Raw genomic sequence first — 15561 nt, forward strand, 5'->3', positions numbered from 1 at the left:
GCGTCGAGATGGTGATGCCGGGTGACAACATCCGGATGGATATCGAGCTGATCACCCCGATCGCCATCGAAGAGGGTCTGCGCTTCGCCATCCGCGAGGGTGGGCGGACGGTCGCCTCGGGCGTCGTCACCACCGTCGTCGAGTAGCCGTCGTCGAGGCCGCCCGGGGTCGGCCCGGGCCCCCACCGGAATCGTCCGAAACCGCCCGGAGGCTCGTATGTCAATGGACAGTGAATATGTCACCGGTATAAGCGCATAACGGGACTGAGAAAATGTCACCCTCAGCGTTTCCGCGACTGGTTTAGCGTTGGCTCATGAGTTTTTGCCAACCGGGGTTCTTCTGACGTAGATAGGTCTCCAAAGGATCGGGCTGTGGCGCTGGCCGGAAGGGCTGGCGCCATGGATGGTTCTTGGCCGGCGGCTCAGCGACGGGTTTCGGCGGGGCGGCGGCCGGTGGGGCTTTCTTTTCTGCGGGCGGCCAGGCGAAAGGTTTCAAGGAGAGGTCTCATCTTTGTAGAGAGCCGTCAGGCGGCCGTCAAGGTGGGTCAGGACCGAGACCTTGTCTTTGGGACGAAGCAGGACGACGGAGCCTTTTCGGGTGAGCTGGTAGGTCGTGTTGTTGTAGGAGATGGTGGAGCCATTGGAGGCGCTGCGCTCTTCCCTGAAGGTCAGGATCTGGTCCAAGAGGCGCGGGGGAGGGGCCGGCCGATAGGCGGCTTCAGAAACGGCCGGGGCGACGGCGAACCGCGCGTTGTACTTCTTGATGTACTTGGGCAAGAAGAGGTTGGCCTGTTCCATGGTGCAGATGCCGGCCAGTCGCAGCTCGATCACGAGGCGCCCCTGGAGGGTCTCCCAGAGCCTTTCCACCCGGCCTTTGGCCTGTGGAGAGCCGGCCGGGATACGGTTGATTCCCAGGTCCTTGAGGATCCTACCGACCTGGGTCAGGATCTCCGTGCGGCCGATGAGTTGGTCTTCGACGGGGAGCTTGGCGGATGACGGCGACTGGAAGATGGTATGCCCGTCGGTGTAGACGTTGAGGGGCACGCCGTGATTGATGATCATCTGGCGGAAGGCTTCGAGGTATCCATGCATGTCTTCATGAGGCCGGAAATGAAGGCCTAGGACCGTGCTGGTGGCGTCATCGATGACCCCGTGAAGATCCATCTTTGGGCCGCGGCCCTCGAGCCAGTCGAAAGGGCTGGCGTCGGTCTGGACCAATATGCCTTCCTGGGGTTTTCGGCGCCTGGATCGGCGGCGCCGGGGAGGCCGGTGAACATAGCGGCTCTTGATGCCGACTGCCCCAAGGATGCGGCTGACGGTACGGTGGCTGAGCGAGATACCTTTGTACTCGGCCAGAAGCTCAGCCATCTGGCAATGGCTGGCTCCAGCGAAATCGGTCGTGGCCAGGGCGATCACCTGCTTTCGAGTGCCTTCTGGGACGGTATGCTTGGGCTTACGACCCCGGTTCTTGTGGGCGAGGGCGCGCGGCCCGACCTTCTTGAACCCCGCCTTAAGCCGCTTGACCTGCCGCTCGCTCAAGCCCAATGCCTCGGCCACCTCCTTGACCGTCTTGAGGCCCTCAACCGCCTGTCTTATCTCGTAAAGCCGGATCACTTCCTTGTCGCTCAAAGAAAAAATGTCCCCTCTCATGGTGACATTCTCTCAGTCCCACTTAAGGGTGACAATATCACAGTCCAACAACATGTCGATCAAGCGCAGCCTTGCCCCTGTCTATCGTTCGTGATATAATCCACACCAATTACACCTCGGGGAAGAAGACATTGGAGGGATCGGCGAATGGCGGCGGTCGGGGCCAGGGGAGCGAAGCCGGCGGATGGGGATCGGCGGCCGGGCGGGCCTCGGCCGGTGGCCTTTCAAGGCGAGCGTGGAGCCAACAGCGAGGATGCCATCGTCGGCCGTTTCGGGACGACGCCGGTGCTGCCTTGCCGGACCTTCGCCGCTGTCTTCGCCGCGGTCGAGGACGGGACGGCCCGCGCCGGCCTCGTTCCCATCGAGAATTCCCTGGCCGGCAGCATCACCGACACCTATGACCTCCTCCGCGCGTCGCCGTTGATCATCGCCGGCGAGGTCCTCCATCCCGTCGTCCACTGCCTGGTGGCCCTGCCCGGGCAGACCCTGGACCAGATCACCGAGGTTCTTTCCCATCCGCAAGCCCTCGCCCAGTGCGACGTCTTCCTCAAGGAGCACGGGCTGGAGCCGGTGGCCGCCAATGACACCGCCGGCAGCGCCCGTCTGGTGAGGGACCGCGGGATGAGGGGCACGGCGGCCATCTCGAGTCGCCGCGCGGCCGCGCTCTACGGGCTGGAGGTCCTGGCCGAGAGCGTCCAGACCAGCCGCGACAACGTCACCCGTTTCTATGTCATCGCCCATGAACCGGCCCCGAAGGGCCGGCATAACAAGACGGCCATCGTCTTCACCACCCCGAACCGTCCCGCCGCCCTCTTCTGGTGCCTCGGCGCGCTGGCCTGCCGGTCGATCAACCTGACCAAGCTGGAGTCGCGGCCCGGCCGGGAGCGGCCTTTCGAGTACGTGTTCCACGCCGAATTCGACGGGCACACCAGCGACGAGGACGTGGTCATGGCCCTCAAGGATCTCTCGGCCAAGGCCACGGGGCTCAAGGTCCTGGGATCGTTTCCGAAAGCCGACTGAGGCTGATTGAGCCGGAAGGCCTGAGGCGCCGAGCTCGCCGCCTCGTCTGGCTTATCGTCCCAGGGAAAAATTTTCGGTAACTTAAAGGATTTTCAGCCGGGGCCCCGAATAGACATTCTTCAATAACAGAACAGCTACTGGGCCTTACGGCCCAACGTTCGGAAGTGAGCCTAGGGTTCCGCACCGGGGAGTCGAAACATTCGCGACGTTCGCGGCATCCCCTGGCGGCCTGGACCAAGCGGCTCAACCGGCGGGCGTCCAACAGGGGGACCGGCCTCTGGTGACGGGCGGCTCGGCGGCACACCGTGGGTATAAAAGACCCGTGGCAAGTTCCAATCTCGGGATTTGCTGGGGTCTTTTTCTTATTACCCTTTTATTCTTTTCCTGGTCTTACCAACCATGAGATCGCGAGGTGATAACGCTTGAAGCAAATCATCGCCGTACTGGTCCAAAACAGCCCGGGCGTCTTGGCCCGGGTGGCCGGCCTCTTCGCGAGGCGCGGGTTCAACATCGACAGCCTCGCCGTGGGGGTCACCGACAACCCGGCCGTCTCCCGGATGACCATTGCCTTCGAGGGCGACGCCAGGGTCCAGGAGCAGGTCTCCAAGCAATTGAACAAGCTGATCGATGTCCGCAAGGTGTCGGAGCTGACCCCATCGGTGGCCATCTCTCGCGAGCTGGCCATGGTCAAGGTCCACGCCGAGCCGGCCCGCCGGGAGCAAATCGTCCAGCTGGTCAACTTGTTCCGGGCCAAGATCATCGACGTCAACCGACGGTCGCTGGTGGTCGAGGTCTCCGGTGACCATGAGAAGGTCGAGGCGCTCCTGGCCATGCTCCGCGAGTTCGGGTTGATGGAAGTCGTCCGCACCGGTCAGATCGCCATGGAACGGGGTTCCTCGGTGACCGCTCTGCCCGAACGGATGAGGGCCGAACGGCCCCAGGAAGAGGATATCCAACCTTCACTGGCTTACGCCGCCGAGGGCAACACATCTAAGAGGGGGTTGACGCAATGAACCGGGTTTACTACGACCAGGATGGCGATATGAGCCTGCTCAAGGGGAAGACCGTGGCCATCATCGGCTATGGCAGCCAGGGCCACGCTCACGCCCAGAACCTTCGGGACAGCGGGGTCGACGTCGTCGTCGGTCTCCGTCCGACCAGCCCGCGCTGGGAGCAGGTGAAGGCCGACGGGCTGAAGGTGGCCCCGACCGCCGAGGCCGCCGCCAAGGGCGACATCATCGTTATCCTCATGCAGGACGATAAGCACGCCGAAGTCTACGAACGCGACATCAAGCCGTCCCTGAAGGCCGGCAAGGCGCTCGTGGTCGCCCATGGCTTCACGGTGCTCTACCACCAGGTCACTCCGCCCGAAGACATCGACGTCTTCATGATCGCCCCGAAGAGCCCAGGCCACCTGGTCCGCCGGATGTACGTGGACGGAGCCGGGGTACCCGGGCTTCTGGCTGTCCATCAGGACTACACCGGCAAGGCCAAGGCCGTGGCCCTGGCCTACGCCCGCGGGATCGGCTGCACCAGGGCCGGGGTCATCGAGACGACCTTCCGCGAGGAGACCGAGACCGACCTCTTCGGCGAGCAGGCCGTCCTCTGCGGCGGCGTGACCGCCTTGATCAAGGCCGGGTTCGAGACCCTGACCGAGGCCGGCTACCAGCCGGAGATCGCCTACTTCGAGTGCCTCAACGAGCTGAAGTTGATCGTCGACCTCATCTACGAAGGCGGGCTGTCGTGGATGCGCTACTCGGTGAGCGACACGGCCGAGTGGGGCGACTACTCGCGTGGACCGCGGGTCGTCAACGACGCGGTCAAGGCGGAGATGCGGAAGATGCTCAAGGAAATCCAGAACGGCGAGTTCGCCCGGGAGTGGATCCTCGAGAACAAGGCCGGCCGGCCGGCTTACTGGGCGATCAAGGGCGCCGAGGCCGAACACCCCATCGAGAAAGTCGGGGCGGAGCTACGGGCGATGATGCCGTGGCTCAAGAAGAACAAGAAGGGATAAGCGGCCATGAGTGAGCGGGTCTACATCTTCGATACCACCCTCCGCGACGGCGAACAATCACCGGGCGTCGCCCTGACCGTCCCCGAGAAGCTCGAGGTGGCTCGGCAGCTGGCTCGCCTCGGGGTCGACGTCATCGAGGCCGGCTTCCCCATCTCTTCGCCGGGGGACTTCGCCGCCGTCAAGGCCGTGGCCGATGAAGTCCGCGGACCGGTCATCACCGGGCTCGCCCGGACCGACCGGGCGGACATCGACCGGGCCTGGGAAGCCGTGCGCGGCGCGGCCAAGCCGCGGGTCCACATCTTCATCGCCACCTCCGAAATCCACATGAAGCACAAGCTGAACAAGGTCCCGACCGAGGTCATCACAGCCACTCGGGAGGCCGTCAGCTACGCCGTCTCCCTCGGCGCCGAGGTCGAGTTCTCGGCCGAGGACGCCACCCGCTCTGATCCCGACTTCCTGGTCCGGGTCTTCCGTGAGGCGACTCGGGCGGGAGCGACCATCCTCAACGTCCCCGACACGGTCGGCTATACCACCCCCGGGGAGTTCGGTCGGCTCATCCGATACCTGAGGGACCATGTCGACGTCCCCTGCTTCTCCGTCCACTGCCATAACGACCTCGGCTTGGCCACGGCCAACTCGCTGGCGGCCGTCGAGGCCGGGGCGACCCAGGTGGAATGCACGGTCAACGGGATCGGGGAACGGGCCGGCAACACCTCCCTCGAGGAAGTGGTGATGGCCCTCCGGACGCGCCGCGAGCGCTACGACTGCGGCACCGGGGTCGACACCCGCCAGATCGCCCGCTCCAGCCACCTGGTCGTCCGCCTGACGGGGATGAAGGTCCAGCCGAACAAGGCCATCGTCGGGGCCAACGCCTTCGCCCACCAGTCCGGCATCCACCAGGACGGCGTCCTGAAGATGCCCCTCACCTACGAGATCATGAAACCGGAGGACGTCGGGTTGGTCGGCAACTCGATCGTCCTCGGCAAGCTGTCCGGCCGACACGCCCTGCAAAAGCACCTCTCCGACCTCGGCTACGAGCTCGACCAGGCCCAGTTGAAGCGGGTCTTCGTCCGCTTCAAGGAGCTGGCCGACAAGAAGCGAGACCTCAGCGACCTGGACCTGGTGGCCCTGGTCGAGGACGAGTCCGTCGGGGTGGCGGAAGCCGATCAGGGGACCTGGACCCTCGAGGAGATGCAGTTCGTCTCGGGTTCGAGAGTAATCCCGACGGCCACCGTCCTCCTGGGCACACCGGACGGGCCGCGCAAGGAAGCCTCATCGGGCCTCGGTCCGGTCGACGCGGTCTTCGCCGCCATCGCCCGGGCCTCGGGCACCGAGCCGAAGCTCTTGGACTACGACCTCAAGGCCGTCACCAGCGGCCGGGACGCCCTCGGCGAGGTCGTCCTGAAGCTCGGGCTGAACGGGCGGACCGCGATCGGCCACGGAGTCAGTACCGACGTCATCGAAGCCAGCGCCAGGGCCTATATGGCGGCGTTCAACAAGCTGATGGGCGGACCCGCCACCGGGAAGCCGGTCGGCGAGGCCGCCAAGACGGTCGGCGAGGCCGTTGAACGGGCGGCCCAAAGCCTGTCCGCCGATGGAGGTGAGCCGGTTGAATACCGAAGGGCCGCAGGGCAAGCGGCCGGGGGCCAGTCTGACTGAGAAGATCCTCAGCCGGGCGGCCGGTCGTCCGGTGCGGGCCGGCGACCTCATCGAAGGCCGGGCCGATCTGATCCTGGCCAACGACATCACCGGGCCGGTGGCCATCCACGAATTCGAGCGTCTGGGCGGCGTTCCGGTGGCCGACCCCGACCGGGTCGTGCTGGTGGCCGACCACTTCACCCCGAACAAGGACATCGCCTCGGCGGGGCTGGCCAAGACCCTCCGCGAGTTCGCCGCCAGGCATGGGATCAAGAAGCATTACGACACGGGTCGCGGGGGCGTCGAGCACGCCCTTCTGCCTGAGGCCGGGCTGGTTGAGCCCGGCCAGGTGATCATCGGCGGGGATTCCCACACCTGCACTTACGGCGCCCTCGGGGCCTTCGCCACGGGGGTCGGGAGCACCGACGTGGCCGTGGCCATGGCCACCGGGATGGCCTGGTTCAAGGTCCCGGAGACGATCCGGGTCACCCTGACCGGGAAGACCGGCCCCTGGGTCGAGGCCAAGGACCTGACTCTGGCCGTCCTGGCCCGGTTGGGGGTCGAGGGGGCCAACTACGCCGCCGTCGAGTACGACGGCGAGGCCATCGCCGCCCTTTCCATCGAGGGCCGGCTGACCCTCTGCAACATGGGCATCGAGATGGGGGCGAAGAACGCCATCATCGCCCCGGACGACAAGGCCTGGGAGTACGTGGGCCAGGCAGGCCCGGCCGACGCGGCGGGTCTGCGTTCCGACCCCGACGTCGTCTACCTCTCCGAGATCGTCATCGACGCCTCGGCGGTCGAGCCCATGGTCGCCCTCCCCCACCTGCCCTCCAACGGACGACCGGCGGGCAGCGTCGGCCGGATCCCCATTGATCAGGTGGTCATCGGCTCCTGCACCAACGGCCGCATCGAGGACTTGCGTAAGGCGGCCAGCGTCCTGCGCGGGCGCAAGGTCAGTCCGACGGTCCGCTGCCTGATCATCCCGGCCACCCAGCGAGTCTACCTGCAGGCTGCCCGCGAGGGACTGCTCGAGGCCTTCGTCGAGGCCGGTGCCGCGGTCAGCGCGCCGACCTGCGGTCCCTGCCTCGGCGGGCACATGGGGGTCCTGGCCGCCGGCGAGCGCTGCGTGTCGACGACCAACCGCAACTTCGTCGGCCGGATGGGTCACCCGTCGAGCGAGGTCTACCTGGCCGGCCCGGCCGTCGCGGCGGCTTCGGCCATCGCCGGCCGGGTGGCCGACCCGCGGGAGGTGGTCGCGTGAGCCGCGTCTGGAAATACGGCGACAACGTCGACACTGACGTGATCATCCCGGCCCGCTACCTGAACAGCCCGGACCCGGCCGAACTGGGTCGGCACTGCCTCGAGGACCTGGACCCCGGCTTCCGCTCGGCGGTCCTCCCGGGCGACGTCATCGTCGCCGGACGCAACTTCGGCTGCGGCAGTTCCCGCGAACACGCCCCGCTGGCCATCAAGGCGGCCGGGGTCGGCGCGGTCATCGCCGCCTCCTTCGCCCGCATCTTCTTCCGGAACGCCGTCAACATCGGCCTCCCGATCATCGAGTCGCCCGAAGCCTCGGCCGCTCTTGAGAACGGCCGCCGGGTCGCCGTCGACCTGGCCGCCGGCCTGGTCCATGACCTCGGCGACGGTCGGACCTGGAAGGTCAAGCCTTTGCCGCCCTTCGTCCTGGAGATCGTCCAGGCCGGCGGCCTGATTCCCCTGACCCAGCAGCGCCTGGCCGAACAGTCTCGAAATCCGACCTGAAAGGGGTGTCCTGAAGATGATTGCCGTGCTCTCCGGGGATGGAATCGGTCCAGAGGTATGTGAGCAGGCCATTCGGGCCCTCCGGGCGGCCGGGGACCGGTTCGGCTTGAAGCTCACCTTCGAGGAGCGGCCTTTCGGTGGGAAGGCCATCGACGAGACCGGGGTGCCCCTCCCGGAGGAGACCCTCGCGGCCTGCCGGCGGGCCCACGCCGTGCTTCTAGGGGCGGCCGGCGGACCCAAGTGGGACGGGCTTCCGCCGGAGATCCGACCCGAGCGCGGGCTGCTTGATCTGCGCCAGGAGATGCGGACCTTCGCCAACCTGCGCCCGGTCTATCTCCCCGAGGTCGGCTTCACCTCGTCGCCGCTGCGGCCTGAGCTGACCTCGGGCGGCATCGACGTCCTGGTCGTCCGGGAGCTCACCGGCGGACTCTACTTCGGCGACAAGAAGCGCTGGGACGGGAACGACCCGGGGGCCTCGGACGTGCTGTCCTACACGGTCGCGCAGATCGAGCGCATCGCCAGGGTGGCCTTCGGGCTCGCCGGCTCGCGGCGCGGCCGGGTCACCTCGGTCGACAAGGCCAACGTCCTCCTGACCAGCCGCCTGTGGCGGGAAGTCGTCACCGAGGTGGCCGCCGACTACCCGGAGATCGAGCTCGACCACATGTACGTGGACAACTGCGCCCACCTGATGGTCCGTGACCCGCGGCGGTTCGACGTCATCCTGACCGAGAACACCTTCGGGGACATCCTCAGCGACCTGGGCGGCGGGCTGGTCGGCAGTCTCGGCCTCCTTCCCTCGGCCAGCCTCGGCGAGGGGGGCCCGGGCATCTACGAACCGGTTCATGGCTCCGCCCCGGACATCGCCGGCCGGTCCCTGGCCAACCCGTGCGGGGCCATCCTTTCCGTGGCCATGCTGGCCCGCTTCTCGCTCGGCCGGGAGGACATCGCCCGGGTCATCGAGGACGCCGTCTGGTCCGTCCTGGCCGACGGCGTCCATACCAGCGACCTGACCTCCGGGAACGGGCACCAGCCCGTCTCCACCGAAGTCTTCGGGGACCTGGTCATCAGGGAGATCAACCAGGCCGGAGCCAACGACGCGTCCGGCTCCACCGACGGCACCGATCAAGGCGATGGGAACCGGGGGCTCGGCCGGAGCGGCGGCCACGGTGCCCGCCGCAATCGACTCGCCGGCCGAAGCCGCTTTGTCGGCCAGACCCGGCCGTTCACCGAAGGGAGATGGCAGATGTGAGCATCCAAATCTATATCGACGGCAAGTTCTACCCGAAGGCTGAGGCCAAGGTCTCCGTCTTCGATCACGGCTTCCTATACGGGGATGGTGTCTTCGAAGGGATCCGGGCCTACAACGGCCGGGTCTGGAAGCTCGACGAACACATCAAGCGGCTGTACGAAGGGGCCAAGGCGATCCTCCTGACCATCCCGCTGACCCCGGCCGAGATGACCGAGGCCGTCCTGGAGACCCTCCGTCGCAGTTCGCTCGATGAGGGCTACATCCGTCTGATCGTCTCGCGCGGCGTCGGCGACCTGGGCCTCGACCCGCGGAAGTGCCTGCGGGCCTCGGTCGTCATCATCGCCGACCGGATCACCATCTACCCGCAGGAACTCTATGACAAGGGGCTCAAGGTGGTCACCGTGGCCACCAGGCGGAACCACAGCGAGGCCCTGAGCCCGCGGATGAAGTCCCTCAACTACCTGAACAACATCATGGGCAAGATGGAGGCCAATCACCTCGGCTACCCTGAGGTCCTGATGCTCAACTCCGAGGGGTACGTGACCGAGGGGACCAGCGATAACCTCTTCATCGTCCGCCACGGCGAACTGCTGACGGCGCCGATCACCGCCTGCATCCTCGAGGGGATCACCCGTAACACCATCATCAAGCTCGCCGCGGAGCTCGGCATCCCCTTCCGTGAGACCCTCTTCAACCGGGTCGACGTCTTCACCGCCGAGGAATGCTTCCTCACCGGCACGGCCGCCGAGGCCATCGCCGTGACCGAGGTCGACGGCCGGGTCATCGGCGACGGCGTGCCCGGGTCGATCACCACCCGGCTGATCTCCGCCTTCCGCGCCCGCACTTTGGTCGAGGGCACTCCCATCTGGCCGGCCGGGCAGGTCCGGAACCTGGCCAGAGCGGCCGGCGGCGAAGGGCAGGGTTGATCATGGCCCGTTCCAATCCCGTCAGGCCCGCTCCCGCCGGACCGCTCACCGCCGGCCTGGAGCGGGCTCCTCACCGTTCCCTCCTGCGCGCCCTGGGCCTGACCGATGCCGAGATGGCCGGGCCCTTCGTCGGCGTGGCCAGCGCCTTCAGCGAACTGGTTCCGGGACACCTTCACCTGCGGTCCCTGACCGAGGCGGTCAAGGCCGGCGTGCGGCTGGCCGGCGGGGTGCCCCTGGAGTTCCCGGTCATCGGCGTCTGCGACGGCCTGGCGATGAACCACGCCGGGATGAAGTACTCCCTGGCCACCCGGGAGCTCATCGCCGACTCGGTTGAGGCGATGGCCGTCGGGCACGCCCTCGACGCCCTGGTCCTCATCCCCAACTGCGACAAGATCATCCCCGGGATGCTCATGGCGGCCGCCCGGGTGAACCTCCCCGCGGCCCTCGTCAGCGGCGGCCCGATGCTGGCCGGCCGGCACGACGGGCGGGCCGTCGACCTGTCGACGGTCTTTGAAGCCGTCGGGGCGGTCAAGGCCGGCCGCCTCGACCCGGGCAAGCTCGACGAACTGGAGACGGCGGCCTGCCCCGGCTGCGGTTCATGCTCCGGGATGTTCACCGCCAACTCGATGAACTGCCTCACCGAGGCCATCGGCATGGCCCTCCCCGGCAACGGGACGATCCCGGCCGTCTCGGCGGCCCGCGTCCGGCTGGCCAAGGAGACTGGGGCCGCGGCCGTACGGGCCCTCCGGCACGGGATCAGACCTCGGGACGTGATCACCCCGGCCGCGGTCCGGAACGGCCTGGCCCTCGACATGGCCCTCGGCTGCTCGAGCAACACGGTCCTCCATCTCCTGGCCATCGCCCGCGAGGCCGGTCTGGGGATGGATCTGAGCTGGGTCGAGGAGGTCGGGCGACATACGCCTCAGCTCTGCCTCCTCCGTCCGGCCGGCCCCCACCACCTCCAGGACCTCGACGAGGCCGGCGGGGTCTCCGAAGTGATGGCCCGCCTGCTGGCCGCGGGTCTGATCGATGGGCGCACCTTCACCGTCGGCGGGCGGGCCCTCAAGGACGTCCTGGCTGAAGCCACGGCGCGCGGCCGGGCCGGCACGGCCCCCGGACGGAACAGCGCCGGGGCCGAGGTCATCCGGGAGCTGGCCAATCCCCACTCGAAGGACGGCGGCCTGGCCATCCTCCGCGGCAACCTGGCCCCCGGCGGGGCCGTCGTGAAAGCTGGGGCGGTCCGCCCGGAGATGCTCGTCCACAGCGGCCCGGCCCGGGTCTATGAGAGCGAAGAGGCCTCGATGAAGGCGATCATGGACGGTCTCGTCCGTCCCGGCGACGTCCTCGTCATCCGCTATGAGGGCCCGCAGGGTGGGCCGGGGATGCGGGAGATGCTCTCCCCCACCGCGGCCCTGGCCGGCATGGGCCTCGATGACCGAGTCGCTTTGTTGACCGACGGGCGTTTCTCGGGAGCGACCCGGGGCGCGGCCATCGGCCACATCGTCCCGGAAGCCGCCGTCGGCGGTCCCATCGCCCTGGTTGAAGACGGCGACGTGGTCGCCATCGACATCCCCGGTCATCGGCTCGAGCTGAAGGTCTCCGAGGAGGCCCTGGCCGAGCGGCGGCGGGCCTGGAAGCCGCGTCCCCCGGCCACCGACAGCCCCTTTCTCCGCCGCTACGCCGGTCTGGTCGGCCCGGCCTCGTCCGGGGCCGTGCTTGATGACGGGTCGAAGGGCCGCGACAAGTCGTCGGCCAAGGAGGTCGGACGATGAAGGTCACCGGCGCACAGGCCCTTTTCAAGAGCCTCCTCGAGGAGGACGTCGAGGTCATCTTCGGCTATCCGGGCGGCCAGGTCCTCGAGATCTACGACGCCCTCCCGCAGTTCCCCATCAGGCACATCCTCACCAGGCACGAGCAGGGGGCCGTCCACGCCGCCGACGGCTTCGCCAGAGCCACCGGCAAGGTCGGTGTCTGCCTGGCGACCTCCGGCCCCGGAGCGGCCAACCTCGTCACCGGGCTGGCCACGGCCTACATGGACTCGACCCCGCTGGTCGCCCTGACCGGACAGGTGTCCACGGCTTTGCTCGGCCGCGATGCCTTCCAAGAGTCCGACCTGACCGGGATCACGATGCCCATCACCAAGCACAATTATCTGGTCAAGGACCCGGCCGACCTGCCCCGGATCATCAAGGAGGCCTTCCACATCGCCTCGACCGGCCGGCCCGGGCCGGTCCTGGTCGACATCCCGCGCGACGTTCAGATGGGCAAGGTGACTTTCCGCTATCCCAGCGAGGTCAGCCTGCCCGGTTACAAGCCGACCTTCTACGGCCATCCGGCCCAGATCACCCAGGCGGCCAAGGCCCTCGGCGCGGCCGAGCGGCCGCTGATCCTGGCCGGCGGCGGGGTGACCTCGTCCGGGGCCCACGAGATTCTGATGGACCTGGCCGAGAAGCTGTCCATCCCCGTCGTCAGCACGCTCCTCGGTCTCGGGACCATCCCCGCCGACCATCCGCTCTTCCTGGGGATGCTCGGCATGCACGGGACCTACCGGGCCAACCGGGCGGTCCACGAGGCCGACCTGCTCCTGGCCGTCGGGACTCGCTTCTCCGACCGGGTCACCGGTCCGACCGACCAGTTCGCCGCCAAGGCCAAGATCATCCACGTCGACGTCGACCCGGCGGAGATCGGCAAGAACGTCCAGGTCGACATCCCGGTCGTCGGTGACGCCCGGCAGATCCTCGAGGTCCTGACCGACAAGGTCGGCGAGACCAAGCCAGACGTGGCCGAGTGGCTGGCCGAGATCCGCTCGTGGCACGCCGACGGGCAATCGGAGGTCGACGACGAATCCCCGGTTAACCCGCCGGCGGCCATCCGGTGGATCGCCGAGGCGGCCGGTCAGGAGGCCGTCATCGTCACCGACGTCGGCCAGCATCAGATGTGGACCGCACAGCATTGGCCGGTCCGCCGCCCCCACACCTTGATCAGCTCAGGCGGCCTCGGGACGATGGGCTTCGGGCTACCGGCGGCCATTGGCGCCAAGGTTGGGCGGCCCGACGCCCCGGTCGTCCTGATCACCGGCGACGGCAGCTTCCAGATGAACGTCCAGGAGCTTGGGACGATGGCCGCCGAGGGCATCGCCCTCAAGATCTTCCTCTTCAACAACGGCAGTCTGGGCATGGTCCGGCAATGGCAGGACCTCTTCCTCAACGGCCGCCTGTCTCAGATCAACCTGCGCGGCTGGCCGGACTTCATCCGGTTGGTCGAGGCTTACGGCCTCAAGGCGAGCCGGGTGGAGCGGCATGGTCAACTGAAGTCGGTCCTGAAGACGGCCATGGGCACCCCGGAGGCCCACTTCGTCGAGTGCCAGATCGACCCGGACGAGAAGGTCTTCCCGATGGTCCCGCCGGGCAAGTCCACGATGGAGATGATTCTCGGGCCGGGTTAGTGCCTCGGGGCGAGGTTCCTAGGTACGGGGAAAAAGAAGGGCCGGCCGCGGGTGAGCGGCCGGTCTTCTCGTTTGTTGTGGGGGCCTTGCCGGTCAGCGGAGCTCGGCCGGGAAGCGGTCGGCCATGTGGCTGAGGAGGTCGGCCTTGGCCATCAAGACGCCAGGCGTCAGGTTGGGCAGGGTGAAGACGGCCGCCATCTGGCTGAGCCACTCGGGATGGCCGAGCAGGTCGGTCACCTGTTCCTCGAGGTGCTTCATGTAGTCGATGGGGTAGACGCGGGCGGACAGGAAGCAGAGCTGAATCAGGTAGCGGAAGGCGATCATCACCCGCTCGAGGCCGTGGAAGAGGAGCCCGCGGCGGGCCATCTGTCGGATGTTGTCGATGTTCCAGGCGAAGTCCTTGCTGACGGCTTCCAGCCTGGCCAGGCGGATGTCCTCGCCGACGTACGGCAGGAAGCGCTGACGCCAGGCCGCCCAATGGCCCCCGCGGTCGAAGAGCGGCGTGGAGTAGACGGCGAAGTTGCCCACCGCCAGCTCGAAGTCGTCCTCTCGGGGGAGTCGCCCGCCCGGCCGCAGGTCGCCGTCGGTATAGGTCAGGTCGGCCCGGACCCTCTCGAAATGGACCATCGCCCCGTCCAGGCCGGCCACCACCTCGAGCGCGCCCACCGATGAGAGCCCCTGGGGAAGGTACTCCCCGGGGGTGACGAAGACCGTTAGGTCCAGGCACGACTCGGGGACCCCCCGCCCCCTGGCCAGGGATCCGGAGAGGAGGACGGCCAGGACCCGCGGGTCGGCGGAGAGGCTCCGGGTCAGTTCCCCGGCCAGGCGCTCGTGCTCGGGGGTCGGATAGGACGGCGCCACCCGGACACCTTTGGCCACTGGTTCTAACCTCCTGGGTCGGCGGACTATCACCAGACCGGCTCATTCAGGCTTGACCTTGGGCCCGACTTATCATAGGATATTTGAAGATAGGCAATAAAGGGAAGGGGTGGTACCCCATGCGGGAAAACGGGGAGAAGCTGCTGACCGTGCAGGAAGCCTCACGGGCCCTGGGGGTCACGGCCAAGTCGGTCCGGGACTTCATCGCCTCCGGCGAGCTCAGAGCGAGCAAGATCGGGCAGTGGAAGATCGGGCAGGCCGACCTCGACGCCTTCGTCGAATCGCGCTCGGCCCGCCGGCCGGGCCTCGAAGTGTCCCTCGACGTCCGGGTCGTCGCCCGGCTCGATAAAGTCAGCGCTCTGGCCCAATCGATTATCGAGTTGATCCAGCGTGAGGGTCAGACCTGTGAGTTCTCCTACCAGCTGACGGGCGGCGCGGGCGTCTTTCGCCTGACGGCCCCGCCGGCCTTCCTCGGGCGGGTCCTCAACGCGCTGAAGCCATATGCCCCGGTCGCCAACGGTCGCCTCGCCGAGTTGGCCCTGGATCGGGAGTAGAGGGGGCCGGGAGGTACCCCTTACCACAGCATTCGACAGAGCTTGCCCCAATCCCTTCCAGTATCCCCATTGATAACCACCCAGCCGGCCCGGCCGGTCAGGCTGGCCGGTCGACCCGCTCTCCGGGGACCGGCGGCGTGGCGGTGAAGGCCTCGGTGATCCTGATTCCCAGTCGGCCCGGCCCGGAGGTGGCGATTACCCCCTTCACCTGGTAGGCCACCGGCTGGGCGGTCAGAACGGCCACGGCTACCTCGGCCCCGAAGCCGAGGGAGGCCTCCTCATAGTAGCGACGAAAGACCCCCGAACCGCCTTTGAGGCCGGCGCGGTCCGGCGTCCAGAGGGAGAAATCCGGGAAGATGGCCGGGTAGGCGCCGCCCCGGGCGGCGACCACTTTGAGGGCCTGCATCCGATTGATCTTGTCGG

The 15561-nt window shown here is 67.5% G+C and carries 15 protein-coding genes; 12 read left to right on the forward strand and 3 right to left on the reverse strand.

Features of this window, described 5'->3' with window-relative positions; genetic code table 11:
• Window positions 1–146 (forward strand): elongation factor Tu (tuf, locus tag VGL40_01410; protein ID HEY3313928.1); only part of this gene is annotated, 146 nt, incomplete at its 5' end.
• 345 nt (window positions 147–491) lie between these two features.
• On the opposite strand, the gene VGL40_01415 is transcribed toward tuf, so the two are convergent.
• Window positions 492–1628, reverse strand: a complete 1137-nt coding sequence (locus VGL40_01415; GenBank protein ID HEY3313929.1) for an ISNCY family transposase — start codon at window positions 1626–1628, stop codon at window positions 492–494.
• A 168-nt stretch (window positions 1629–1796) separates the two neighbouring features.
• Here VGL40_01415 and VGL40_01420 point away from each other — a divergent pair, with 168 nt between their 5' ends.
• From VGL40_01420 to ilvB, 10 genes are all read left to right on the forward strand, one after another.
• Window positions 1797–2669, forward strand: coding sequence for a prephenate dehydratase (locus VGL40_01420; GenBank protein ID HEY3313930.1), 873 nt, complete (start codon window positions 1797–1799; stop codon window positions 2667–2669).
• A gap of 422 nt (window positions 2670–3091) precedes the next feature.
• A complete protein-coding gene (ilvN, locus tag VGL40_01425) occupies window positions 3092–3682 on the forward strand; it encodes an acetolactate synthase small subunit (GenBank protein HEY3313931.1) in 591 nt (196 codons plus the stop codon).
• The gene (gene ilvC / locus VGL40_01430) at window positions 3679–4683 is read left to right on the forward strand and encodes a ketol-acid reductoisomerase (protein HEY3313932.1); all 1005 of its coding nucleotides are present in this window, start codon (window positions 3679–3681) and stop codon (window positions 4681–4683) included. Before ilvN ends, ilvC begins: the two co-directional genes overlap by 4 nt.
• A gap of 6 nt (window positions 4684–4689) precedes the next feature.
• Entirely contained in the window at window positions 4690–6342 is a 1653-nt protein-coding gene (locus tag VGL40_01435; GenBank protein ID HEY3313933.1) for a 2-isopropylmalate synthase, read from the forward strand.
• Window positions 6293–7585, forward strand: coding sequence for a 3-isopropylmalate dehydratase large subunit (gene leuC, locus VGL40_01440; GenBank protein ID HEY3313934.1), 1293 nt, complete (start codon window positions 6293–6295; stop codon window positions 7583–7585). The genes VGL40_01435 and leuC overlap by 50 nt, the downstream gene beginning before the upstream one ends.
• Window positions 7582–8085, forward strand: a complete 504-nt coding sequence (locus tag VGL40_01445) for a 3-isopropylmalate dehydratase small subunit (GenBank protein ID HEY3313935.1) — start codon at window positions 7582–7584, stop codon at window positions 8083–8085. Before leuC ends, VGL40_01445 begins: the two co-directional genes overlap by 4 nt.
• 16 nt (window positions 8086–8101) lie before the next feature.
• A complete protein-coding gene (gene leuB / locus VGL40_01450; protein ID HEY3313936.1) occupies window positions 8102–9334 on the forward strand; it encodes a 3-isopropylmalate dehydrogenase in 1233 nt (410 codons plus the stop codon).
• Window positions 9331–10260 carry a branched-chain-amino-acid transaminase gene (gene ilvE, locus VGL40_01455; protein ID HEY3313937.1) on the forward strand — a complete coding sequence of 310 codons (930 nt, stop codon included), beginning with the start codon at window positions 9331–9333 and terminating at the stop codon, window positions 10258–10260. The genes leuB and ilvE overlap by 4 nt, the downstream gene beginning before the upstream one ends.
• Window positions 10261–10262: 2 nt before the next feature.
• A complete protein-coding gene (gene ilvD, locus VGL40_01460) occupies window positions 10263–12032 on the forward strand; it encodes a dihydroxy-acid dehydratase (GenBank protein HEY3313938.1) in 1770 nt (589 codons plus the stop codon).
• Window positions 12029–13705 (forward strand): biosynthetic-type acetolactate synthase large subunit, encoded by a 1677-nt coding sequence (ilvB, locus tag VGL40_01465; GenBank protein HEY3313939.1) that lies wholly within the window; start codon window positions 12029–12031, stop codon window positions 13703–13705. Before ilvD ends, ilvB begins: the two co-directional genes overlap by 4 nt.
• A gap of 93 nt (window positions 13706–13798) precedes the next feature.
• Here ilvB and VGL40_01470 read toward each other — a convergent pair whose 3' ends face one another.
• Window positions 13799–14584, reverse strand: coding sequence for a hypothetical protein (locus VGL40_01470; protein ID HEY3313940.1), 786 nt, complete (start codon window positions 14582–14584; stop codon window positions 13799–13801).
• 119 nt (window positions 14585–14703) lie between these two features.
• Here VGL40_01470 and VGL40_01475 point away from each other — a divergent pair, with 119 nt between their 5' ends.
• Complete coding sequence (locus VGL40_01475) at window positions 14704–15138, forward strand: helix-turn-helix domain-containing protein (GenBank protein HEY3313941.1); 435 nt, start codon at window positions 14704–14706, stop codon at window positions 15136–15138.
• 97 nt (window positions 15139–15235) lie between these two features.
• On the opposite strand, the gene VGL40_01480 is transcribed toward VGL40_01475, so the two are convergent.
• Window positions 15236–15561 (reverse strand): hypothetical protein (locus tag VGL40_01480; GenBank protein ID HEY3313942.1); only part of this gene is annotated, 326 nt, incomplete at its 5' end.

The organism is Bacillota bacterium, assembly GCA_036504675.1.
Lineage (GTDB): Bacteria > Bacillota > Sulfobacillia > JAJYWN01 > JAJZPE01 > DASXUT01.

Excerpts from the sequence above, each read along its gene's own strand:
- VGL40_01420 (HEY3313930.1), top strand. The coding sequence starts at position 1,797 with ATGGCGGCGGTCGGGGCCAGGGGAGCGAAGCCGGCGGATGGGGATCGG.
- ilvC (HEY3313932.1), top strand. The coding sequence starts at position 3,679 with ATGAACCGGGTTTACTACGACCAGGATGGCGATATGAGCCTGCTCAAG.
- VGL40_01435 (HEY3313933.1), top strand. The coding sequence starts at position 4,690 with ATGAGTGAGCGGGTCTACATCTTCGATACCACCCTCCGCGACGGCGAA.
- leuB (HEY3313936.1), top strand. The coding sequence starts at position 8,102 with ATGATTGCCGTGCTCTCCGGGGATGGAATCGGTCCAGAGGTATGTGAG.
- ilvD (HEY3313938.1), top strand. The coding sequence starts at position 10,263 with ATGGCCCGTTCCAATCCCGTCAGGCCCGCTCCCGCCGGACCGCTCACC.
- ilvB (HEY3313939.1), top strand. The coding sequence starts at position 12,029 with ATGAAGGTCACCGGCGCACAGGCCCTTTTCAAGAGCCTCCTCGAGGAG.
- VGL40_01475 (HEY3313941.1), top strand. The coding sequence starts at position 14,704 with ATGCGGGAAAACGGGGAGAAGCTGCTGACCGTGCAGGAAGCCTCACGG.